Genomic DNA, 20,883 nt, shown 5'->3' with positions numbered 1-20,883 from the left:
CGGGACCCTTCTCTGCTTCGGCGCACCCTCACGCAAGTGGCCTGCTTTTACTCCGCCGCAGTGGCCTGGAATTGCTCCGCCGTTGACATCATGACGGCGGAAGAGGATCTCGGCAATTCACCGGAGATGAGCAAGGCCATTGCATCGGCCATTTCAGCACCGCAGCCGATCATCCTGCCCGGCCTGCGCCATATGGCGATGATCGAGGCGCCGGACGTGTTCAACCGCCCGCTGCTCGACTTCCTTCAAAGCTGCTTGGACAGCAATCACCACCAGCATCTTGCCGATGCTACGATCCGACTATGAGACGGGGACTGCCGGACAGGCGTGACCGTTGATCAGGACCTGGAGATCGACATCGTCCATCGGGTCCTCCAAGACCGCCACGATCAGCCGATCCCCCTTGTCGTCGCGCTCTGTTGCACTGGTCACGTGACCGACGCTTGCTCCCTTCCTCAGAACCGGCGCGTTGATGCAGGAGGCACCATCGGCGGCTGGCACACGGTACGTGCGGACCCTTCGTGTGAGCGGGCTGCCCGAAAGCAACGCCTCACGCCCGATCAGTCGAGCATCGTCGGCCGCGGCCAAGAGATCCTGCAGGGCCGTTCCCGAGATCGGCGTCAGCGGGGTCACGTCGATGCCAAATCGAAGGACGCCCGCTTTGGTCGACAGCATGTCATTGGCCATGCTCCCAGCATGGCGAAGTCCGAGAGCCGCGCCGCTTTCGGAGACGGTTCGATGAAGACCGACGGCAAACTCCGTCGGGGTCAATAGAAATACACCCTGGACAGCCGCAGCCCTGACCATGGTCACCGGCGCGTAGCCAATCGTGCTCTCTACCACCTCGCCTGGCCCGATCTCGCGGCCTGCAAGACCCGCGAGAAGGTCGGCGGTGCAGGGACCGACGAGATGCAGGCACGCCACGCCGGACGTGACGTCGGCGACCGCGACATCGTCACGATGCCTTGCGATCCACGCCTTGAGCCGTGTGGTCTGCTCGGCTTCCGCCATGACGACGTAAGCGTTCCCCTGGCGCCATATGATCGGCAAACATTCAAGTCCGCCGAGCTCATTCAGCATCGGTGAAAGCGTTGCCCCCTTGCCAATGGCCGCCGCCGTAAGGCGGGCGACAAGCGCGTCTGCGCCTTGACCCTCCAACCGCAGAACAACGTCGCTCGATCGATCAAAAACCAAAATGGCGGTCTCGGCCGCTGCAACTTCTTCGGCAACGGCCTCTGCGGGCGTCTTTCCCGACACTGCGAACCAGATCGGACGCTCCCAACTCTGTACAGCAACGAAGCATGCACCCCTCTGGTCCAGGACAGAGTGCAGGGGCGACAGGCGAATGCTTCGCGTCCCGATACAATCCAGGTCTGGCGTCGGGAATTTGCACATATGCGTGACGATTTCGCTTGCCCGGTCGCGCAGGTACGAGGTCGCTCCCTGGCTTTCTCCGAACCGTCGAATATCGAGCTTCGTCACATCCAGGCTCGGATAGCCATCGATGATCCATTCCGCCGTCAGGCGTCCGACCGCTCCCGACAGGGCGATGCCCGAGGAGTTCATGCCCGCTGCCACGAACAGGCCGCCCACTGTCGGCGCCTCCCCCAATACCATCTGCATATCCGGCGTGAAGCTCTCGGGACCATTGATCACACTGCGGATCTCCGCATGGTGCATGACGGGGAACCGCTCCAGCGCGGCAGCCATGTTCGGCTCGATCTGCTCCCAATTGGGATCGAACAGCCCGAAGGAGAAATCCGAAGGCAATTCAGCGGGAGAAACGGGAATGGCGTTGGCGTCGAAGAAGCCCAGAAGCAGTCCTCCGACATCCTCGCGGCCATAGAACATCTCGTCGTAGGACAGGAACATCGGCATATCGCGCGTGATCACGTCGAGAGGCTTGGTCAGCAGATAGTGATGCTGGACTGCGTGCAATGGGATGTTGACCCCGGCCAAGGCTCCAAGAGACTGAGACCACATTCCACTTGCGATGACCGCCGTCTCGCAGGAGATGACCCCCTGGGTGGTCACGACGCCGCAAACGCGTCCGTTCCTGACCACGAAGTCAGTGGCGGCTGTATCCTCCAGCAATCGAGCACCGCCGTTTCGGGCGCCGCGCCCCATCGCTGTCGCCAGGTCCGTCGGATTGATCCGACCGTCGCTCGGCACCCACAACCCACCGACAAGGCCGTCGGGGCTGATCACGGGTAGCTTTTCTGCGATCTCCTTCGGCGTCAGGGGCTCCATTTCGATGCCGCGCACGCGGCCAAGGGCGGGGAGGCCTCGAAAGACGTCCATCCTCCGCGGATCCTTGGTGAAGAAGACGCGCCCCGTCCGTCGCCAGCCCAGCGCCTGACCCGTCTCCTGCTCCAGCTTGGGGTAGAGGTCCACGGAGTAGGCAATCATTTCGCTGATCAGCGGATCGGCGCGGTATGTCTCCATATTGCCCGCGGCATGCCATGTGGTCCCGCTCCCAAGTTTCGACCGTTCCAGGAGCACCACATCACGGCAACCGAGCTTGGTCAGATGGTAGGCAATACTCGATCCCACGACACCGCCGCCGATGACGACGACTTGCGCCTGGGCCGGAAAGGCCAAAGACATATGCTTGCTCCCCTTGAGAACAGTCTTGACGCATAGCGGTATCGACGCACATTCCGAGACACCTCCTACGAGCGTCCCTGGATCTACGTCTCCAAAAATCTCTTCAATACGTTTGAGGTGATCCTGCTCGCGTGGGTGTCCACCAGCAAAGCTGCCCCGAACGTGATCGACGCTGCCGAGAAGACGGCTCCCCCGGAGTCGGTCTCGTACAGACACATCTGAGCGCCGCCGTCCTCTGGGTTCATGCCTTTCGCCACGACATGGACTCCCTTCGGCGACGAAGGCGAGAGCTTATCCGTCTCATGACCGGACGCCCCGCCGGGACAGCGGCTGTTCAGCGTATGCCGTCCGAAGACGCTTCCCTTTTTGAGGCCTGTCCCCTCGAAGACCCAATGGTCGGGATCGACCACTTCGTAGGGAGCTGCTGTCATGACGCCGGCCGGCGTGTAGACCACGCCCAGAAGATTGGCCTCGCTCTCGACGCGGCCGTGAAACCGGCTGTCGGTCACCCCCGCTTTCACCCTCTCCCGTTCGTTGCCATTCTGGCAAACCATCCTGTCGCCCATCATCTCGACTTCGCAATTGATGCCGTTGCCGCCCAGATAAAGAAGCTTTCCGCCGCTGCTGTGCACCCAGTCCTTCAGCTTGAAGTACATTTGACGCGTCCAATACTCCGGATGCGTGCTGATGATCAGAATCTGGTAGTCGGAAAGCTCTAGATCGCCCTCGTGGAACTGCGTCTCAGCATAGAAATCATACTGAAAATTCTCGCGCTCCAGCCAACCGAGAACCCGCCATTCCGCGGGCGCCGCTCCGGAGGCATAGCGGCCATCAATGATGTCGGTGACCTTGGCGTCGAGGGGGACATCATTGATCCATTCCGGCCGATCGAAACTCAGAGGATCGTAGTGATCCGAGAGATAGTCGATATGGTCCGCAATCCTGTAGCGATCGAGGTCCTGCCGGGCGTTGACCGTCGGCTTCTCCGGAAGGCTAATCGGGTTGACGTAGTTGTTGCGCCCACCAAATCCATTATACGCGTTCCAACGAATATTGGATGCCAGGATGGCGATCTTCGCAGCGGGACCCTTCGGTGCGACGATCCAGGGGAATGCGAAGGTCCGGCCCGACTTCGTCCGTACATGGAAGTAATACAGCCCGCTCTGTTCGGGTGCCTCGATGAGTTGCTTGTAGACCGGGTTTCCATATCCAACTTTGTTCCAGGCCACCCCGGTCTGCGTAAAGTCTCCGTCGGGAAGCAGCTGGATGCAGGCTCGCGGTCCGAATTCGTCAAAGGCGCCGATCTTGCGGATGAGCGTCTTCGCATAGCCATATCGCCAGAGCTCGAGCTCATATGGCTCGGCGCAATGAACCCGAAATTCGGCGGTTTCGCCCACCCGAACCCATTTCGGCCAAACATAGCCAAGGACGGCGTCGGAAAGCAGCCTGAACTGGTGCGGTTCGGCTGATGGAAGAGAGAGATCGACATGCTTGGAGCCAAAGCCGGGCTTCGCCAACCAGATGCGGTATTGTCCAGGAGCAAGATCGGCATGGATCGCCCCCGTCACTCCTGAGCGGACCAGGACCTGCTCACTGCCGTCCTGAATCTCCACCAATACGTCCGCCAGGGCGGAGAAGCGCTCGTCACTGACATATCCAACAAGCATCTCGGTCTCCAAATCGAGCCCATCAATCGCGAAGCAAACCCGCCGGAAGGCCCCTCGTTCACTTGATCTTTGATCAAATCCGAAATAGCATTTCTTACAACTCGCGGCAAAGAATGCAACAGACGAGGGAGAAGTGGGATGAGGGTCAGATTAATTGCTTCCGTGGCGACGATCGCATTCAGCGCGCTCGTAGCCGTCGGACCGGTTCGGGCGGCAGACTCGGTTACAGTCGCCACCTATGGAGGCGCTTGGGCGAAGGCACTTTCAGAGGCCGAGCTTCAGCCGATCTCCAAGCAAATGGGCATCGAGGTCAAGGAGGTTACCGTCAGCTCCCTGAACGAGGTGAAGGTCCAGGTGGATGCCGGCGCGGTGGCGATCGATGTCGCGGATCTCGGGGCTCAGGATTGTCAGCTCGGCGCCGACCAAAACCTTTGGGAACCTCTCGATTACAAAGTCATCGATGCGTCCGGCGTCGACCAGAAGCTCGTGAAGCCGAGCTGGGTGGCCGGCCCGAGCTACTACTCCACCGTGCTCGCCTGGAACACTGAAAAGTATGGCGACAATCCGCCGAAGTCCTGGGCCGATTTCTGGAATGTCGAGAAGTTTCCCGGAAATCGTGCGCTTCAGAACAGCCCCTATGCGAATCTCGAAATCGCGCTCATGGCCGATGGGGTCAAGCCTGCCGACCTGTATCCTCTGGACGTCGAGCGCGCTTTCAAGAAGCTGCGTGAAATCAAGCCGCACATCACGGTTTGGTGGACCAATGGGGGCCAGTCCGCGCAACTCCTGAATGATGGCGAGGTCGACATGGAGTCGATCTGGAACGGCAGGGCGTCGACCGTCATAAAGGCCGGTGCGAAGGCTGCGCTGACTTTCAACGAAGGCTTGCTGGGCGTGGACTGCCTGGTCGTTCCAAAAGGCTCCAAGAACAAAGACCTGGCGATGAAGGTCATCAATCTGATCCTCTCAGCGGATCTGCAGGCGAATTTGCCGGCATTGATCGAGTACGGCCCCGTCAACAGCAAGGCCTTCGACACAGGCAAGATTACGCCGGAACTTGCCGCCGCGACCAATTCATCACCCGAGAACTACAAGCTGCAGGTAACGCTGGACGATGAATGGTGGGGCAAGAACCTGCCAAAGATCCAGCCCATGTGGGACGCATTCATCCAGGAATAGGCTTCCATTCGATTGCGGGGGAGCTGCCGAACGGTCGCTCCCCGGTTCCTTCCTACTACCCCAATCAATGCGGGTCGTATGCACATGGATTCTGCCCGACCTATGCCTCTGCCGATTGAAGTGGACGGGGTGAGTAAACGTTATGGTCACGTCGCAGCGCTCGACGACATCTCGCTTCACGTCGGCGCCGGGGAGTTTGTGACCCTGCTCGGGCCTTCGGGTTCGGGCAAGACGACATTGCTGATGGTCATGGCGGGTTTCGTTCGGCCGGATGTCGGAAGCCTACGGTTCGGGGACCGCCAAGTCCTGCTGCTGCCTCCCCATCTGCGCGGCATCGGCATGGTCTTCCAGAACTACGCCCTGTTTCCCCACATGACCGTTCTGGCAAACGTCATCTTCCCTTTGGCCGCCCGCAAGGTGCCACCCGAGGAAGCCCGAAAGCGGGCGGAGGCTGCTCTCGCGCTGGTCGACCTCGCCGATTACGGCTCGCGTACAACCAGCCAATTGTCCGGCGGACAGCAGCAGCGGGTCGCGCTGGCTCGTGCCATCGTCTACGAACCGCCGATTCTGCTGATGGATGAACCTCTTTCAGCCCTCGACCAGAACCTGCGGGAGAAGATGCAGATCGAGATCAGGCATCTGCATCGCCGGCTGGGCATGACCATCGTCTACGTCACACATGACCAGAGGGAGGCGCTCACCATGTCGGATCGCGTCGCTGTTCTCAACAGTGGACGCCTCGAGCAATATGCGTCGCCGGAAGAGATCTACGACGCGCCGGCTTCGGAGTTCGTCGCCAGTTTCATCGGCGAGACCTCGCTCATCGAGGTCCAGGCCGAGGGAGACCGTGCGACGATCGGAGACACGATGCTGCGGTTGCCGAAACCGGTCGAAGCGAACGGCAAATATGCCCTGGTCCTGCGACCGGAGAGGCTTGACCTCCGATCGGACGAGGACGTTGCGGGAGACACTCTCAACATCCTCAGCGGAATGGTCCGCGACAGGGTCTTTCAGGGCGAGAGTGTCCTGTTTCTGGTCTCCCTGGCCAATCATCAGGAGTTCTCGTACCGGATCCAGAACCGCTCGAGCTTACGCAGCCAACTTCCCGAAGTGGGGGATCGCGTCACTTTCGGGCTGGAATTCCGAGACACGCTTCTCGTTCCGAGGCGGTCATGAGTACGGCTACGCTCGATCGCGATCGCCCGACGCCGGACCAGCTGCGAAGGGTCACCAGCCGGGAACGCTGGCGCTTCCTGCTGCTGGTCCTGCCGGCGCTGGCGCCCGTAGCTTTGTTGCTGATCCTGCCTTTCGGATGGCTGACCTGGCTGTCGATCACCGATACCGCGGGTCAAGTGTCTGCTGAGAACTACATTCTCCTTGCCGAGCAACCGGCCACGCTGAAGATTTTCGCGGCCACATTCCGCATCAGCCTGATCGTCACCCTGCTGTGCGCCCTGCTCGGCTACCCCCTCGCCTATATGCTGGCGATGTTGCCGCCAAGGATCGCTGCAGTCTGCCTGCTGGCGGTGATCCTTCCGTTCTGGACGTCGATCCTCGTGCGAACCTATGCCTGGATGGTTCTCCTGGCGAGGCGGGGGATCCTGAACGAGGCACTCCAGGATTCCGGCTTGATCGACCAGCCGCTCAGACTCATGCATAACGAGGTCGGCACCGTCATCGGCATGACCCACATCATGCTGCCCTTCCTGATCCTTCCGCTCTACGCCACCATGAGCTCGATCGATCGGGCCTATATTCGTGCTGGGGCCAGTCTCGGTGCGACACCGATGCGGGTCTTCTGGAAGGTCTATTTCCCCCTGACGCTCCCCGGTCTTTTCGGGGGCCTTTGCTTCGTCTTCGTCCTGTGCCTCGGCTTCTACATTACACCGGCCCTGCTCGGCGGCGGACGTGTGCAGATGATCTCCATGGTGATCGAGCGCAGCGTCACCTTCAATGCCGGATGGGGGCCAGCAGGGGCCCTGGGGCTCATTCTCGTAGTGATGACGACGACAGTCCTCGCCATCGCCTGGATGCTTGGGCGGGGAAGGAGGCCTTAACCCGATGTACGAGGATCACGTCCGCCCCCGACAGCGCATTCCGCTCTATATCCTCGGCGGCATCATCATGCTGCTGCTCATCGTTCCGAGCATGATCGTCGTGCCGATGTCGTTTTCGGGCTCAGACTTTCTCGAGTTTCCCCCACGCGAATGGTCTCTGAGATGGTACTCGACCTACTTCCATTCCGGCACCTGGTTGGACGCCACCGCGATCTCTTTGACCGCCGCAATCTTCACCGCGCTCTTCGCGACCATTCTCGGAACATTGGCAGCCTACGGCCTGCGCCTCCTCGGTCGCGGATTATCGCCTTTATTGCTCGCTGCGCTGACGATGCCACTCACGGTGCCGGTGATCCTGATCGCCATCGGCATCTTCTATGTCTACGCCCGCATCGGGCTGGTCAATACAATGACCGGCCTGGTCTTGGCGCACACCATGATGGCCATCCCCTTCGTCGTGGTGGTGGTTTTCTCACGCCTGCAGAGTTTCGACCTCAATCAAGTCCGTGTGGCTGAAAGCTTAGGCTCCAACCCCGCCCGCTCATTCATCCTGATCGTCCTTCCGCAATTGCGGTTCTCCATCATCAGCGGGGCCCTTCTCGCCTTCCTCACCTCGTTCGACGAGGTCATCATCGCGCTGTTCATCAGTGGCGGATCACAGTCCACCCTTACGCGCGTGATGTTCACCAATCTCCGAGATCAGGTGGATCCGACCATCGCCGCCGTCGCGAGCATGCTGAATGTCATCTCGGTGCTCCTGGTCGTCGTGTTCCAGATGATCGAAGCGCGCGATAGACGAGCCCTCTCGAAGTCAACCAGCTAGGAGTGCGTCCATGACCAGCGAGACATTGCCAGAGAAGGCCGACGCCGTGGTGATCGGCGGCGGCGTGGTGGGTGCCGCGATGCTCCATGCCCTCGTCGAATGCGGGCTCCGAGACGTCCTGCTCATCGAGCGCGATCAGTTGGGCTCGGGAACGACGTGGCACTCGGCTGCCAACATCGCGTTGATCGATGTCTCTACGCGGGCGTTTCTGGACTTCTATTCCTACAACATGGAGCTGTTCGGTCGTTTGACCGCGGAGACCGGGCAGGAGGTTGGCTGGCGCCGCACGGGGCGCGTGCAGATGGCCACCAATGACGATCGCGTGCGGGCGTTGAAGCATACTCAAGCGGTGGCCCGTGCACGGGGTGTCGAGAGCACCTGGATCGGACCGGAGGAGATCAAGAACCGGCTGCCGATCCTCAATGTCGACGACCTCATCGGAGGGCTGTGGACGCCGACCGTCGGCCGGGTCAATGCCACCGACTTCATTGCCGCCCTCAGCAAATCTGCACGATCACGCGGGGCCGTCGTGGTGGAGAATGCGCCGGTGACGTCCATTCATCGAAGCGGTGGCGCCGTCTGCGCTGTCGAAACCGCGCGCGGCACGGTTCAAACCACAAGGGTGATCAATTGCGCGGGCCTATGGGCGCCGCAAATCGCCGAGATGGTCGGCGTCAGGCTCCCGATCTATGCCAATGAGCACTTCTATATTCTCACCAAGCCGTTTCCTGGTGTCTTCCGGGACATGCCAAGCTTCAGAGATTCCGACGGCTTGATCTACGGCCGCGAAGACGGCGACGGCTTGCTGCTGGGATGCTTTGAGACCCTCGCCAAGCCAATCGCCATCGAGGCGCTGCCGAAGGACTTCGCTTTCGGCCTGCTGCCCGAAGATTGGGATCAATTCGAGCCCTATATGGTGGAGGCCATCAAGCGGATCCCGGCTCTCGAAAGCGCCGAGGTCAAAATGCTCCTCAACGGCCCGGAGAGCTTCACGCCAGACGGGCGATTCATTGCGGGGCCCGTAGCCGAGGTTCCGGGCTTCTACGTGCTCGCGGGAATGAACTCCGCCGGCGTGAACAATGCGGCGGGCTCATCTCTTGCGCTGGCGCAAATGATCTTGGGGATCCCCAACCCCACCGACCTATCGCCGTTTTCTCCCACGCGTTTTGCACCATTCCACTCCCGGCCGTCCTGGCTCCGGGAACGGGTGAGCGAGGCCCCTGGCAATCTCTACAGTATCGGCCGGGTTCAAAAGGAATTCGAGAGCGGCCGGAACCTCCGGCGATCTCCCTTCCATTGCCGGCTTCACGCGGCGGGCGCCGTTCACCGGGCCGTCATGGGCTGGGAGCGACCCGTCTCCGTCAGAGATCTGGCTGCCGAAATGAAGACGTTGGCAGAAGGCGCGGGGCTTTCGGATACAACGTCGTGCTCGCGCTACATGATCGAAGGCGCAGCGGCCGAGGCCCTGGTGACCCGGATCTTTGGCGGCTTGACCCTACAACCGGGCGAGTGCGACATGGGACTTATCCAATCCCGCGCAATGGGCGTGGAGTCGATGATGCTGGTGGACCGGATTTCCGCGGACCGCTACGTGGCCATCGGCGAAGCGACCCGGGAAACCGCCGACGCCCTGCTGCTCAGGCCCGAGGCCACAGAAGCCGTTACGGTGCGTGAGCATCACTCAAGTCTAGCTGCGCTCACTTTGCAGGGCCCGCGGGCGGTTGAAGTCATCCAAGTGCTGACGAAAGCGTCTTTGCCGGAAGGCACATCTTCGACGCACGAGATCGGCGGTGCCGAGGTGCGGATCATGAGGCATCCCTGGACTGGAGCCGTTATACTGCTCATGGCCAGCGAATACGCGAATTATGTTGCGGATCAGCTGCTTGCATCATCGGCAGACGTCCAGTGGATCGGAGAGTCGGCCCTGGAGGCCGATCGCATCCGCAAAGCGATCCCTCGGCTGGGGCGAGAGCTCGTCGCCTCCATCTTACCGACTCAGAGCGGCGTGAAGTCACTCGATCGGGGGCGGTTTCGGCCCGCCCTCGATCATGGACTGCTCCGAGGCAGCGTCGCGGGACGGCTGGCCGGCGGCGAACCCCTTTGGGCCAACGACACATGCATCGGGTTCGTCTCCTCCGCCTCGGCGCTCGTGGATGGTCGATCCTGGTTTCTGGCATTGACGAGTGTCGTCCCAGAGACGGTGTCCCTCGATCTCGAGGGCGATCTGTTGCAGGTCGACCTGGGGGAGTCTGCGCAAGCGCAAATCGCCTAGTAGGTGGACTTGTCGAACTCTGCCGTTCGGCGAGTCGATCGCGCTTGCTCAACAGAGGCGGCCAGATCCGAAAGATATTGGGGCATGACCCGTTGATGTTCGGGGTTTATGGCCAGCTGAATGCCCTCGAAGGGCTCCCTCGTCCGCCCGACATACCAGCCTTTCTGGCCCATCTCCTCGGCCACCACGTTGATGTCGAGGCGAGGCTCGGCTGAGCCATAGAGAAGAATGCACAGATCATGCGGCTTTACGCGTCGCAAACCGGGGATGGCATCGATGCCCGAGGCCAATGCCGACACGGTGTCCAGCACCATCTTGGCGCGCTCCAAATAACCTGCCTCACCCAAGTAATGCATCACCGCCCATGCCGCTGCGACGGCGCCACCGGGGCGGGTTCCGAGGAACGTATCGGTCGTGTAAGTCCCGCTGCCCCACTCGTAGGAAAACCGCTGATGTTCGAGATCGGCTCCATCGGCAAGCAACAAGACGGAGGCCCCCTTCCCCGCATATCCGTATTTGTGAAGGTCAGCCGACAAGGACCTCACACCTGGAACGCTCAGTTCAAAGTCCGGAATGTGATGGCCCAAGCGACGCGCGAAGGGTGAGAGCATGCCTCCGACGCACGCGTCGACATGGAGCCAAAGATCCATCTTCTGAGCCAGCGCGGCCAGTTCGCCGATCCTATCGAACACGCCGGTTGGGAATTGCGGTGCCGATCCGAACAGGAGGATGGTCTGATCATCGATCGCGGCCGCCATCGCCGCGACATCCGACCGAAACTCGTCGTCGAAGGGAATCTTTCGAAGCTCAAGGTTCAGATACTCAGCCGCTTTCACCGCGCTGGCGTGAATCGATGAGGGCGCCACGATGTTCGGGCGCGTCACATGAGGTCGGTGCACCCGCGCCCAAGAGCGGGCGGTCTTCAGGGCAAGAAAGTTACTTTCGGTGCCACCGGAGGTCAGCGTGCCGTCCGACCCTGGCCCCCCGCCCAAAAGCGACAGGCACATGCCAATGATGTCGGTCTCCATCCGGTCGAGGCTCGGGAAGGCGCGCTTGCTCCCCAAGCCGTTCTCCACATGGTAGAGGTGGTAGGCACGCGACTGTATATCGAGTATCGCTTCGTCCGTGCACCACACGAAGTAGGGCAGGCGCCCCTCCTGCCATCGGATATCACCTTCGCGGAAAGCATTGAGCTTGGATTCGATCCAGGGCCAGCCATGCCCCTGCTTCGGGAGTGAATACATCGGAGGGAACTTTCGCCCTGTGAGAGCCATTTGAAGAGTTCCTATAGCGTCGTCCAGATTTGATCTTTGATCAAGAATATGTTGTGTGTTGAGGACATGAGTAGTTTAGCCAGGCAGACGATTGGACTGCAGATGCGTCCCCTTGAACCAGCCCTCCTCCATGATCGCGTCTATGAGACGCTGATGAGAGCGGTCATGGCCGGACAGTTCATTCCGGGTCAGCGCGTCGTCGTCCGGGAGATTGCCGAGCGCCTCGATACCAGTCCCATGCCCGTGCGGGAGGCCATCCGGCGGCTCGTCGCTCTGAGGGCCTTCGAATCCCTCCCCAACCGAACAGTCCAAGTCCCGTCGTTTTCACCGGAGACGGTCAGGGATCTGTGTCGGGTCCGCGTCGGCATAGAGGGAATGGCTGCGGAATGGGCCGCCGAGAATGCGACGCCGAAGATCCTCATGAAGCTTCGTCGGTTCTTAGAGAAGGAAGTCGCATCTGCAGCCAAGGGCGATTTTCACGGCATGCTCGAGGCCAATCGAAGATTCCATTTTTGCCTCTATGAGGCAGCGGGCTCCGACAGGCTGATGCCGTGCCTGGAAATGCTGTGGCTGCAGATCGGCCCCTATTTCGGCATTCTCCAGGGCGCCCAAAACACCAGCCGCTATCACGAAGATCACTTTCGGCTTGTCTCGCTGCTTGAAAGCAATGACGGCCCCGGCGCGCGGCAGTGTCTGGGCAATCACATCACCATGGCCGCTGAAGACATCATCGCGGCGTGGGGTCTACGCGAAGCCTGACGACATTGGCTTCACAGCCTCGAGCGCTGCGATCGAGAGTTTCATCAGCACAAGGTGAGCCAGAACGTTCCTGCGAAGCTGAACGCTGCCGAAACAAGTGCCGCGATCGACAGATAGGTCGCCACATCGCGCATGAACGGCTCGGATGCTTCCCCCGGCAGGCGGCGAAGGAGGGCTGCCAGGACCATCAGCACCACAAGGGTGAGGCCAGCCATCATCAGCCTGAGAAGGCTCACCGAGTTGAGGATGACAGTGTCGTGCCAGCCCATTCGGCAACCGGTCGCTTGCAGGCCGTATAGCAGCAAGAAGGCCACGCTCCACAGGATGAAGCTTGCAAGGATCAGCGTGAATACCGGTCCCCGGGTCATGAGCCTGCACCCGCGAGGTGAAGCAACGCCGTCGGGAAGAGCAGCGCGATGACCCCGGCCACGGCCGTGTAATCATGCCAGAGGCTGGCCAGTCGGAGATCGAGGCTGCGTTGTTGAGAGACGAAGCCGTTTTTCCACCGGACCAAGGCGTAGCCTGCGAAAACGAGGCCCAGGGCGGCATGCAGCGCTGCATAGGCGGTCACAGCGTATATGGCCGCAGCGGCCGCATGAACCGTGGGGTCAGGCAGGACGACGGTAAGCTGCCAAGCCAAGGCGAGAGTCGCAATCCCCTGCGCTGCCGGCGCGATGACAAGCCAGGGCATTGCTTCCCCGCGCAATGAAAGCCGTCCCGCGATGGCTGCAAGGATCAGGCTGCAAGCCGCCACCACCGGGACGAGATATCCGGTGTCAGCAAGGTTTTGCGGAGGCCAATTGGGCGCGGAGATCCAGAGGAAGAAGGCCCCAAACACCAGGGACGTATACAGCGTGGCATCCGCCGCGAGGGTGAAGATGAGAGCCCATAATGAGGGAGGGTTTGCAGCAGCCTGGTGATGAGGTGCCGACAGGCCGCGACCGATGGGCAGTGCCGCAGCATCCTCCCGCAAACCGGTATCCCGCGTCCACAAGAGGAACGAAGCGAGTGTGAGCAGACCCGCAATCGGGACCAGCCAATAGACTTTAAAGAGAAGCGCAAGGAAGACGGCACCTGTTGCAAGCGCGGTCCAAAGGGGCAGGAAGGTCTGTCGAGGCAGGACGACAACCTGATCAGGCTCTCCCGTCACCATATTGACGCCAAGGGTCTCCATCCAACCATTGCGAGTGAAGCCCAGATACCCTTGGCCAGTGGCCAGCGAGAGAGCCAATGTTTGCGGCTCAAGCCGATCAGCCCGCTCAGTGATGGCTGGGAGGGAGGCAAAATTGTATGGGGGCGGCGGGGTCGGCATGGCCCATTCCAGGGTGCCGGCGGCCCAGGGGTTGCGCCGGAATGCTCGGCCGAACAGCACCTGCAGCGCTATGTCGATGGCCACGAGGGCAAATCCCATGGCCATGATGAAGCTGCCCAGGGAGGAGATGAAGTTGAACGCCTCCCACACCGGAAATGCTTCATAGGCGTAAATACGCCTCGGCATTCCCTGGAGCCCCGTGAGGTGCATGATGAAGAACGTGACGTTGAAGCCGACGAAGATCATCCAGAATGCAACGCTGGACAAATGCTGCCCCGGCTGTTTGCCGGTGATGTGGGGAATCCAATAATAGGCGCCGGCGAGCATGGGGAAGAGAAAGCCGCCGACAAGGACGTAATGAAGATGGGCGACCACGAATTGCGTATCGTGGGCCTGCACATCGAACGGCACCATCGCCAGCATGACGCCCGTCAGGCCACCCAGGATGAAGACGAAAAAGAAGCCGAAGACATAGAGCATGGGCACGTTGAGGCGCGGACGACCATGAGCCAGGGTGCCGATCCACGCGAAGATCTGTATCGCCGTCGGGATGGCCACGAGCGCGCTCGCCGCCGAAAAGAACGACAGAGCGACGTGCGGAATGCCAACCGTGTACATGTGATGGACCCAGAGCCCGAAAGACAGAAAGGCCATCGCGACGATCGCCGCGACAATGATCCGATAGCCGTCGAGAGGACGGCCGGCGAAGACGGGGAGTATCGTCGAGATCACACCCGCTGCCGGCAGGAAGATGATGTAGACCTCAGGGTGGCCGAAGAGCCAGAATAGGTGCTGCCAGAGCAGGGGGTCACCGCCGCGCTCAGGATCGAAGAAGGGAAGGCCAAAGGCCCGTTCCGATTCCAGCAGAATGGATCCGAGGATGAGCGGCGGAAAGCCGACCAGCATCATGGCGGCGACGACGAGCATGTACCAGGCGAAGATCGGCATCCTGTCCAGAGACATGCCCGGCGCACGAAGCTTCAGAACCGTCACCATGATCTCGACGGCCGCGCTCATGGCGGAAATTTCCACGAAGGTGATGCCGAGCAGCCAGACATCCGCATCGATGCCCGGGGAGAACGGGAGCGACGACAGCGGCGTGTACATGAACCAGCCACCCCGCGGCGCTGCTCCACAGAGGAGTGCCACGATCAGCATCGTGCCGCCGAACAGGTAACACCAGTAGCCATAGGCGGTGAGGCGGGGGAAGGCGAGATCCCGCGCGCCCAAGAGCTTCGGCAGAAGATAGATGGCCAGTCCCTCGAAGAACGGGATGGCGAACAGGAACATCATCACCACCCCATGCATGGTGAAGACCTGGGCATAGAGGTCAGCATCCATGAAGGCGCTGCTGCTCGAGGCGAGCTGCGTCCTGATCAGCATGGCCAGGAGGCCGCCAATGGCGAAGAAGACCAACGCCGTCAGCATGAAGCGCTTGCCGACGATGTTGTGATTTACCGCGGACAGTCGTTGAAGCCCCGATCCAGAACCCCAAATCGCGTCCAGTGCACGGTGAAGCCGGAGCGCAGAGGTCTGGGTCTCAGGAGAGTTATTCATGGTCCCTCCCCTCCTGGCCGTGATGCCAACTGTCGGATTGCCGGTTCAAATGCGGATGGATCATGAGCTTCGACAACGAAGCTCATCGAGGCGTGACCCGTCCCGCAATATTCGGCGCAGATGCCGCCGTAGCGGCCGGGACGGTCGGCCAGAATGCGAAGGGTGGCGGCGTGGCCGGGGATCGCATCAATCTTGCCACCGAGACGCGGCACCCAGAAACTGTGGATCACATCTTCGCTGGTGGCGACAATCTCGATCACGCGCCCTGCGGGAATGTGGAGGATACCGAGGGTGGAACGCGGCATCGCCGACGATGCTCCCGCCGTTTCCGGGTAGAAGAACTCCCATTCCCACATGCGGCTTCGGGCTTCGATGCGCAGGACTTCTCCGTCGTCACCGGTTCTCTGCAGCATGGTTTCTCCCTGAACGAGGGCCACTGCAAGCAGTACTGCCAAGATCGGCAAAGGCATCACGAGTCCGCCGGCGACGATCCAGCCCCGCGACGAGAGAATACGCGCTCGATGCGGGCGCCAGAGGGTCAGGAGAAAAAGGGCCATCACGGACGCAAAAATGACGCCGGCTCCGGCAAGCATGACCCACCAGAGATCGGCGATCGCTTTTGCCGACGGCCCGGCGGGATCGAGAGTGGACAGGTCTCCGCTGCAGCCGGTCAAAAGCCCCGCAGCAAGAATAGCGACTGCCCGGGGGAACCGCGCACGCCCTGCGACGATTGTCCGAAGAAAGGAAAGGGATGCATGGAAGACGTCGACTCGAGTGGCAACCCAAGCCTCGTCAAGCTGAATGCGCAGGATGCGAGTTCGGCCGTGGCGGTCGCTGGCCATCCTCTTCATGCCATGAGCGTTCACTTTCCGATCGCCCTGGTCTTCGGGACATTGGGGGTAGATGTATTCTTCTGGTGGACGGCTGACCCTTTCTGGCTTCGTGTGGGGCTGTGGTCGTCCGGATTTGCTTTTGTGACCGGGCTCGCGGCGGGCTCCATCGGAACCGCCGAATTGCTGCTGGTCCCGGGCATCCGCGGGCGTGTCGCAAGTTGGGCTCACGGCATCGCCGCCGTGACATTGATCGCCGTCATGGGCGCCAATTGGGGCTTGCGGCTGACCGATGTGCCTGTCTTGCCCCACGGCCTTCTCGTCTCCCTGCTCGCGGCCATTCTCACGGGGATCGCAGGCTGGCATGGCGGCAAATTGATCTTCGACCACGGAGTGGGCCTCATGGTATCGCCCAAGGACTGAGGTCCTGGACCCATTGCCGCAAACCTCCCGGCTGGAAGACCTCCGGCACGTCCACGTCGATCGTGGGTTTGCTCAGGACAAGGACCAGAACCGCAAGAACGATAAGGCTCGTCACTACCGTGGCCGTGATGAAGCGCCAGACGGGGTAGATCTCTCCTTCATTGAACAGACGAATGATGACGAGGCCGGTCAGAGTATGGATCAGCGCCATCATCGCGACGAAGACCAACTTCAGAGAGAACCATGGCGCGAAGGTTTCCCGGAGGAAGATCAGTGCGATCCCGCTCGATATCGCGATGAAGGCGGCTGGTGAGAGGATCCGCACATAGGCATAGCGGACAATGTTCTGGAGCCTATAAAGCGCGCTGTCGCCCTGGACCTGGGCACGCTGCAGGTAAAGACTCGGCAGGCTGATCAAGCCCGCCGCCCAGATGGAAATTCCTGCGATGTGAAGAAACTTCAGCATCGCAATCATGACTGCGGATGCCTCAGAGAGGTTGTTGGCGTGGCCTCGGGGAAGAGCGAAGCCAGGCGCCACAAGGCGAGGATCAAATAGGGTAGTGCGGCCGGCACCCACATGAGGACCCCCGCCAGTTGCTGGTCTTCGATCGGCATGAGGCCAAAGGCCTGAGTGGTGGTCTGATGGGCAGCGTAGAGGGGAGTTCGAGCAAAGGTCAGCAAAGCCCCCAGCATGCCCATCTGAACAATGGATCCCAGTGCGGCTGCTATGACTCCGCCCGCCTTGCGGCCCGTAGCATCAGAGGCCAGCAATCCCTGCCATAACCACACTGCAGACGCCAGCAACGTCAGTTCCATGATCCAGTAGTTCCCTGAAGTCCTCAGGGCAAAGGCGTAGGGGCCTGGCGCGTGCCAGACCCAGAGGAGCGCCGTATGAACCAAGAAGGCAAAGCCCAAGGGGACATTGCCAGCCCACCGGCCGCTTCTCGGAAGTGCCAGCGCAATCAGGGGTGCTGCGCAGGAGACAAGCAGGATGTGGTGGAAAACGCGCGCTGAAAAAAGTGCCGAAGCGAGAGCGCAAAGAGGTGAGACAAAGGCTAGAAACAACACAACACAGCTCGCCAAGCTAAAAACGCGGCGTTGATGCCCGCCCGCTGTCGCCGGGTCGGCGCGGTGCCACAGAGCCACGCCCAGCGCCAGGATCCCGGCAATGAGGACGGGATCGAAATTCCAGGCGGTCCACAGGGTTGTCGGAAGAGGCGCGGGACCGCAATAAGGATCAAAGATCGGCGGCTGCATCATCCGGCTCCACGTTCTCCTGCGATGCGCCTGGAGTCACCCACTGCGTAATGGGCCTTTCGAAGACGATCCGGCAACCCGCCGACGGGCCCCTTAAACATCTTCCGGTGGTGCCCACGCATCGTGATTTCCTTCCTCGGCGGAACCTGTTTGGCAACGCTCCGCGGAAGGGTTGGTTCCGTGGGATCTGGCACGACCATCAGCCGCCGCTTCAGGCAGAAATGCCGGGAACGCCATTCAATCATGAAGGGCTTCCCATCGACCAGGGTGCAGATCCCAATTTTGTGACGAGAAAATCGATCACCGCCTGAACCCGGGGTGGCCGCAAGGCCCCTGGAGGCGCGACTATGTTCAACGCTATGACCGGCAGCGACCAGTCCGACAGCACCTCCACCAGCGTGCCCTCCGCAAGCTCGCGCCACACTACAAATTCCGGCTGGACGGCAACGCCCAGACCGGCAAGCAATGCAGGGGTCAAGGCCTCTGCATTATTGGCCCGGATCGGTCCCTTCGGCCGGACCGAGACCTCTTCTCCCGCTGCGTTGCGAAAGTCCCAACGGCCCGAGCCGGGAAGATAGGAGTAATCGAGACAGGAGTGGTCCGCGAGGGCGGTTGGATCCTCGGGCCGTCCTTCTCGTTGAAAATATCCCGGCGAGCCGACCACCATGCGGCGTATTTCGCAGATGCGCCTCGTCCTCAAGGTCGAGTCGGCCAAGGCTCCGATCCGCAGTGCCAGATCGAAACCGCCATCCAGGAGATCAATGGTCTCATCGCTCAGGTGCAAGTCCAGCGAGAGCTCGGGATATTGGGCGAGAAGCTGTGGCAAAAGCGGAGACAGCTCCTTCAGACCAAAAGACATCGGCAGGGCCATCCTGACGCGCCCGCTTGGCACCTGCGAATGGGCCAGGGCCGCGGACTCCGCCGCCTCTCCGGACAGGAGGATCTGTTCGGCCCGCTGGAGCATGTCGCGTCCCGCCTCGGTGAGGCTCAGCCGGCGGGTGGTGCGATAGAAAAGTTGCACCTTAAGCCGATGCTCCAGTCGGGAGACGCCCTTGGAGATCGAGGCTTTCGACAGCCCCAGGTCCTTTCCGGCACGGGCGAAGGAACCGGCAGAGGCAACTGTCGCAAAGATTGCCCAGGCGTCAAAATCCGGCAGCGATCGCTTCATTAGCTCACATCATGAAACAAAGAGTTTCGATTGCATCATCTTACGAAACTTCTGGAACGGCGTATATTCCATCTCGAACAAGGGCAAGCTTCATCTTTGGAGGCCTATCATGTCCAACAGTGGTATTCATCACGTGACGGCAATCAGCGGGTCCGCCCCTCGGAATGCCGATTTCTACAGGCGGGTGCTCGGTCTTCGGCTGGTCAAAAAGACTGTCAATTTCGATGATCCCGGCACCTATCACCTGTATTATGGCGACGAGGCCGGCCGCCCCGGCACGATCTTGACTTTCTTCCCCTGGGAGCATGTCGCCCCCGGACGGGTGGGTATCGGTCAGACGTCGCTCACGAGCTTCAAGGTGCCAAAGGCATCCATCGGATACTGGACCCACCGCTTCGTGCAGGAGCACGTTCCTCATGACGGCATCGGACAGCGCTTCGGCGAGACGATCCTGACCTTCAAGGATCCTGACGGGATGCCTTTGGCGCTGGTCGGCGTCGAGGATGCGGAGGACATCGAGGGGTGGTCGGGAGGGCCTGTCCCGGCGGAGCATGCGATCCGCGGGTTTCACGGGGTCACCTTGTTGCTCGCTGACGGCGCGCGTACTGCCGGCATCCTCACCGACGTCTTCGGCATGAAGGCGCTGGGCAAGGAGGGACATTTTCAGCGCTTCGGCAACGACAGCGATGGCGTCGGTAATCTCGTGGATCTGCACATTGCCGGCAATTTTCTCGGCGGCAGTACCGGGGGTGGATCAGTTCATCACGTGGCCTTCCGTGCCGAGAATGACGCGGAGCAGGAAGCCATGACGCGCAAGCTGATCGAGAACCACCGCATCCGCACGACTGAGCAACTCGATCGCAACTACTTTCGGTCGGTCTATTTCCGGGAGCCCGGCGGCATTCTCTTCGAGATTGCCACGAATGATCCGGGATTTGCGGTGGATGAACCCGCAGAGACCCTTGGTCAGTCGTTGAAGTTGCCGCGGTTCCTCGAGCCGCGCCGTCGTGAAATCGAGGGCGTCCTTCCGCCGATCGACTAAGAAAGAGGTGATGAACCATGACTATAAACAGCCTCTCCTTCACGCACCGCTACATTCCCGCCCTGGACCCCGAGGCGGGGCCACCCCTGCTTCTGCTGCACGGGACGGGCGGCGACGAGAACGACCTCGTGGACATCGGAAGGCTTGTCGCGCCGGGGAGAGCCCTGATCTCGCCTCGGGGGCGGGTTCTCGAGAATGGCATGCCGCGCTTCTTCAGGCGGCTGGCCGAGGGGGTCTTCGATGAAGAGGACATCGTCCGCCGCAGTGGCGAACTTGCCGAGTTCATCGGCGAGGTGCGCGCGCTGCATCACCTCGCAGCCCCGGTGGCGCTGGGCTTCTCCAACGGCGCCAACATTGCGGCAGCGGTGCTGCTTCTGCATCCGGAGGCCTTGGCCGGAGCCATCCTGCTCCGGGCGATGACGCCGTTCAAAGTGGCGCCGGACGCAGCACTGACGGGGAAATCCGTCCTCATGCTCTCGGGCAAGCGGGACCCCATCGTGCCGGCGGACAATGCAGCACTTTTGGCAGATATCCTCCGCCGCAAGGGAGCCGCCGTCGAGCATCAGACGCTGGAAGCAGGTCATCAGCTTTCGCAAGCCGATCTAACGCTTTCAGGGAACTGGCTTGCTGCTCGCGAAGCTGTCTCGGTTGCCTGA

19 protein-coding genes are annotated in these 20,883 nt (G+C 61.1%); 10 read left to right on the top strand and 9 right to left on the bottom strand.

Annotated elements, in window-relative coordinates:
* Nucleotides 1-306 (top strand): alpha/beta fold hydrolase (locus FKM97_RS26210; RefSeq protein WP_246104919.1); only part of this gene is annotated, 306 nt, incomplete at its 5' end.
* Here the strand turns inward: FKM97_RS26210 and FKM97_RS04080 are convergent.
* The gene (locus FKM97_RS04080; protein ID WP_143957823.1) at nt 301-2,607 is read right to left on the bottom strand and encodes an FAD-dependent oxidoreductase; all 2,307 of its coding nucleotides are present in this window, start codon (nt 2,605-2,607) and stop codon (nt 301-303) included. The genes FKM97_RS26210 and FKM97_RS04080 overlap by 6 nt on opposite strands.
* 83 nt (nt 2,608-2,690) lie before the next feature.
* Complete coding sequence (locus FKM97_RS04075; protein WP_143957822.1) at nt 2,691-4,274, bottom strand: N,N-dimethylformamidase beta subunit family domain-containing protein; 1,584 nt, start codon at nt 4,272-4,274, stop codon at nt 2,691-2,693.
* A 138-nt stretch (nt 4,275-4,412) separates the two neighbouring features.
* On the opposite strand from FKM97_RS04075, the gene FKM97_RS04070 reads away from it, so the two are divergent.
* From FKM97_RS04070 to FKM97_RS04050, 5 genes are all read left to right on the top strand, one after another.
* Nucleotides 4,413-5,453: an ABC transporter substrate-binding protein gene (locus FKM97_RS04070; RefSeq protein ID WP_143957821.1), complete on the top strand. Its 1,041-nt coding sequence runs from the start codon at nt 4,413-4,415 to the stop codon at nt 5,451-5,453.
* Between the two features lie 129 nt (nt 5,454-5,582).
* Nucleotides 5,583-6,629, top strand: a complete 1,047-nt coding sequence (locus tag FKM97_RS04065) for an ABC transporter ATP-binding protein (RefSeq protein WP_342783534.1) — start codon at nt 5,583-5,585, stop codon at nt 6,627-6,629.
* Nucleotides 6,626-7,510: an ABC transporter permease gene (locus FKM97_RS04060; RefSeq protein ID WP_143957819.1), complete on the top strand. Its 885-nt coding sequence runs from the start codon at nt 6,626-6,628 to the stop codon at nt 7,508-7,510. Before FKM97_RS04065 ends, FKM97_RS04060 begins: the two co-directional genes overlap by 4 nt.
* Nucleotides 7,511-7,514: 4 nt before the next feature.
* Nucleotides 7,515-8,333, top strand: a complete 819-nt coding sequence (locus FKM97_RS04055) for an ABC transporter permease (protein ID WP_143957818.1) — start codon at nt 7,515-7,517, stop codon at nt 8,331-8,333.
* Nucleotides 8,334-8,343: 10 nt separating this feature from the next.
* Nucleotides 8,344-10,605, top strand: a complete 2,262-nt coding sequence (locus FKM97_RS04050; protein ID WP_143957817.1) for an FAD-dependent oxidoreductase — start codon at nt 8,344-8,346, stop codon at nt 10,603-10,605.
* Here the strand turns inward: FKM97_RS04050 and FKM97_RS04045 are convergent.
* Nucleotides 10,602-11,849 carry a pyridoxal phosphate-dependent decarboxylase family protein gene (locus FKM97_RS04045; RefSeq protein WP_143957816.1) on the bottom strand — a complete coding sequence of 416 codons (1,248 nt, stop codon included), beginning with the start codon at nt 11,847-11,849 and terminating at the stop codon, nt 10,602-10,604. The two genes, FKM97_RS04050 and FKM97_RS04045, sit on opposite strands and share 4 nt — an antisense overlap.
* A gap of 132 nt (nt 11,850-11,981) precedes the next feature.
* On the opposite strand from FKM97_RS04045, the gene FKM97_RS04040 reads away from it, so the two are divergent.
* Nucleotides 11,982-12,638 (top strand): GntR family transcriptional regulator, encoded by a 657-nt coding sequence (locus FKM97_RS04040; RefSeq protein ID WP_170240729.1) that lies wholly within the window; start codon nt 11,982-11,984, stop codon nt 12,636-12,638.
* 44 nt (nt 12,639-12,682) lie between these two features.
* Here the strand turns inward: FKM97_RS04040 and FKM97_RS04035 are convergent, their stop codons facing one another.
* Genes FKM97_RS04035 through coxB form a run of 3 tightly spaced genes read right to left on the bottom strand, consistent with a single transcriptional unit; the run spans nt 12,683 to nt 16,181 of the window.
* Nucleotides 12,683-13,006, bottom strand: coding sequence for a hypothetical protein (locus FKM97_RS04035; protein WP_143957814.1), 324 nt, complete (start codon nt 13,004-13,006; stop codon nt 12,683-12,685).
* The gene (gene ctaD / locus FKM97_RS04030) at nt 13,003-15,507 is read right to left on the bottom strand and encodes a cytochrome c oxidase subunit I (protein WP_143957813.1); all 2,505 of its coding nucleotides are present in this window, start codon (nt 15,505-15,507) and stop codon (nt 13,003-13,005) included. Before ctaD ends, FKM97_RS04035 begins: the two co-directional genes overlap by 4 nt.
* Complete coding sequence (coxB, locus tag FKM97_RS04025; protein WP_246104918.1) at nt 15,504-16,181, bottom strand: cytochrome c oxidase subunit II; 678 nt, start codon at nt 16,179-16,181, stop codon at nt 15,504-15,506. Before coxB ends, ctaD begins: the two co-directional genes overlap by 4 nt.
* An 81-nt stretch (nt 16,182-16,262) precedes the next feature.
* Here coxB and FKM97_RS04020 point away from each other — a divergent pair, with 81 nt between their 5' ends.
* Entirely contained in the window at nt 16,263-16,760 is a 498-nt protein-coding gene (locus FKM97_RS04020; protein ID WP_143957811.1) for a DUF2231 domain-containing protein, read from the top strand.
* Here FKM97_RS04020 and FKM97_RS04015 read toward each other — a convergent pair.
* The 3 genes from FKM97_RS04015 to FKM97_RS04005 form a co-directional block, all read right to left on the bottom strand.
* Nucleotides 16,738-17,235, bottom strand: coding sequence for a CopD family protein (locus FKM97_RS04015; RefSeq protein ID WP_143957810.1), 498 nt, complete (start codon nt 17,233-17,235; stop codon nt 16,738-16,740). The two genes, FKM97_RS04020 and FKM97_RS04015, sit on opposite strands and share 23 nt — an antisense overlap.
* Nucleotides 17,232-18,020 carry a cytochrome c oxidase assembly protein gene (locus FKM97_RS04010; RefSeq protein ID WP_143957809.1) on the bottom strand — a complete coding sequence of 263 codons (789 nt, stop codon included), beginning with the start codon at nt 18,018-18,020 and terminating at the stop codon, nt 17,232-17,234. Before FKM97_RS04010 ends, FKM97_RS04015 begins: the two co-directional genes overlap by 4 nt.
* 238 nt (nt 18,021-18,258) lie before the next feature.
* Nucleotides 18,259-19,185, bottom strand: a complete 927-nt coding sequence (locus FKM97_RS04005; protein WP_143957808.1) for a LysR family transcriptional regulator — start codon at nt 19,183-19,185, stop codon at nt 18,259-18,261.
* A gap of 109 nt (nt 19,186-19,294) precedes the next feature.
* On the opposite strand from FKM97_RS04005, the gene FKM97_RS04000 reads away from it, so the two are divergent.
* Both FKM97_RS04000 and FKM97_RS03995 read left to right on the top strand, forming a co-directional pair.
* Nucleotides 19,295-20,227, top strand: coding sequence for a ring-cleaving dioxygenase (locus tag FKM97_RS04000; protein WP_143957807.1), 933 nt, complete (start codon nt 19,295-19,297; stop codon nt 20,225-20,227).
* A gap of 17 nt (nt 20,228-20,244) precedes the next feature.
* Entirely contained in the window at nt 20,245-20,883 is a 639-nt protein-coding gene (locus tag FKM97_RS03995; protein WP_143957806.1) for an alpha/beta hydrolase, read from the top strand.

The sequence above is a fragment of the Rhodoligotrophos appendicifer genome (genome assembly GCF_007474605.1).
GTDB classification, from domain to species: domain Bacteria; phylum Pseudomonadota; class Alphaproteobacteria; order Rhizobiales; family Im1; genus Rhodoligotrophos; species Rhodoligotrophos appendicifer.
This window is presented reverse-complemented; position numbering and strand designations above follow the sequence as displayed.

Excerpts from the sequence above, each read along its gene's own strand:
- FKM97_RS04080 (WP_143957823.1), bottom strand. The coding sequence starts at position 2,607 with ATGTCTTTGGCCTTTCCGGCCCAGGCGCAAGTCGTCGTCATCGGCGGC.
- FKM97_RS04075 (WP_143957822.1), bottom strand. The coding sequence starts at position 4,274 with ATGCTTGTTGGATATGTCAGTGACGAGCGCTTCTCCGCCCTGGCGGAC.
- FKM97_RS04070 (WP_143957821.1), top strand. The coding sequence starts at position 4,413 with ATGAGGGTCAGATTAATTGCTTCCGTGGCGACGATCGCATTCAGCGCG.
- FKM97_RS04060 (WP_143957819.1), top strand. The coding sequence starts at position 6,626 with ATGAGTACGGCTACGCTCGATCGCGATCGCCCGACGCCGGACCAGCTG.
- FKM97_RS04055 (WP_143957818.1), top strand. The coding sequence starts at position 7,515 with ATGTACGAGGATCACGTCCGCCCCCGACAGCGCATTCCGCTCTATATC.
- FKM97_RS04050 (WP_143957817.1), top strand. The coding sequence starts at position 8,344 with ATGACCAGCGAGACATTGCCAGAGAAGGCCGACGCCGTGGTGATCGGC.
- FKM97_RS04045 (WP_143957816.1), bottom strand. The coding sequence starts at position 11,849 with ATGTATTCACTCCCGAAGCAGGGGCATGGCTGGCCCTGGATCGAATCC.
- FKM97_RS04040 (WP_170240729.1), top strand. The coding sequence starts at position 11,982 with ATGCGTCCCCTTGAACCAGCCCTCCTCCATGATCGCGTCTATGAGACG.
- FKM97_RS04035 (WP_143957814.1), bottom strand. The coding sequence starts at position 13,006 with ATGACCCGGGGACCGGTATTCACGCTGATCCTTGCAAGCTTCATCCTG.
- ctaD (WP_143957813.1), bottom strand. The coding sequence starts at position 15,507 with ATGAATAACTCTCCTGAGACCCAGACCTCTGCGCTCCGGCTTCACCGT.
- FKM97_RS04020 (WP_143957811.1), top strand. The coding sequence starts at position 16,263 with ATGGAAGACGTCGACTCGAGTGGCAACCCAAGCCTCGTCAAGCTGAAT.
- FKM97_RS04015 (WP_143957810.1), bottom strand. The coding sequence starts at position 17,235 with ATGATTGCGATGCTGAAGTTTCTTCACATCGCAGGAATTTCCATCTGG.
- FKM97_RS04010 (WP_143957809.1), bottom strand. The coding sequence starts at position 18,020 with ATGATGCAGCCGCCGATCTTTGATCCTTATTGCGGTCCCGCGCCTCTT.
- FKM97_RS04005 (WP_143957808.1), bottom strand. The coding sequence starts at position 19,185 with ATGAAGCGATCGCTGCCGGATTTTGACGCCTGGGCAATCTTTGCGACA.
- FKM97_RS04000 (WP_143957807.1), top strand. The coding sequence starts at position 19,295 with ATGTCCAACAGTGGTATTCATCACGTGACGGCAATCAGCGGGTCCGCC.
- FKM97_RS03995 (WP_143957806.1), top strand. The coding sequence starts at position 20,245 with ATGACTATAAACAGCCTCTCCTTCACGCACCGCTACATTCCCGCCCTG.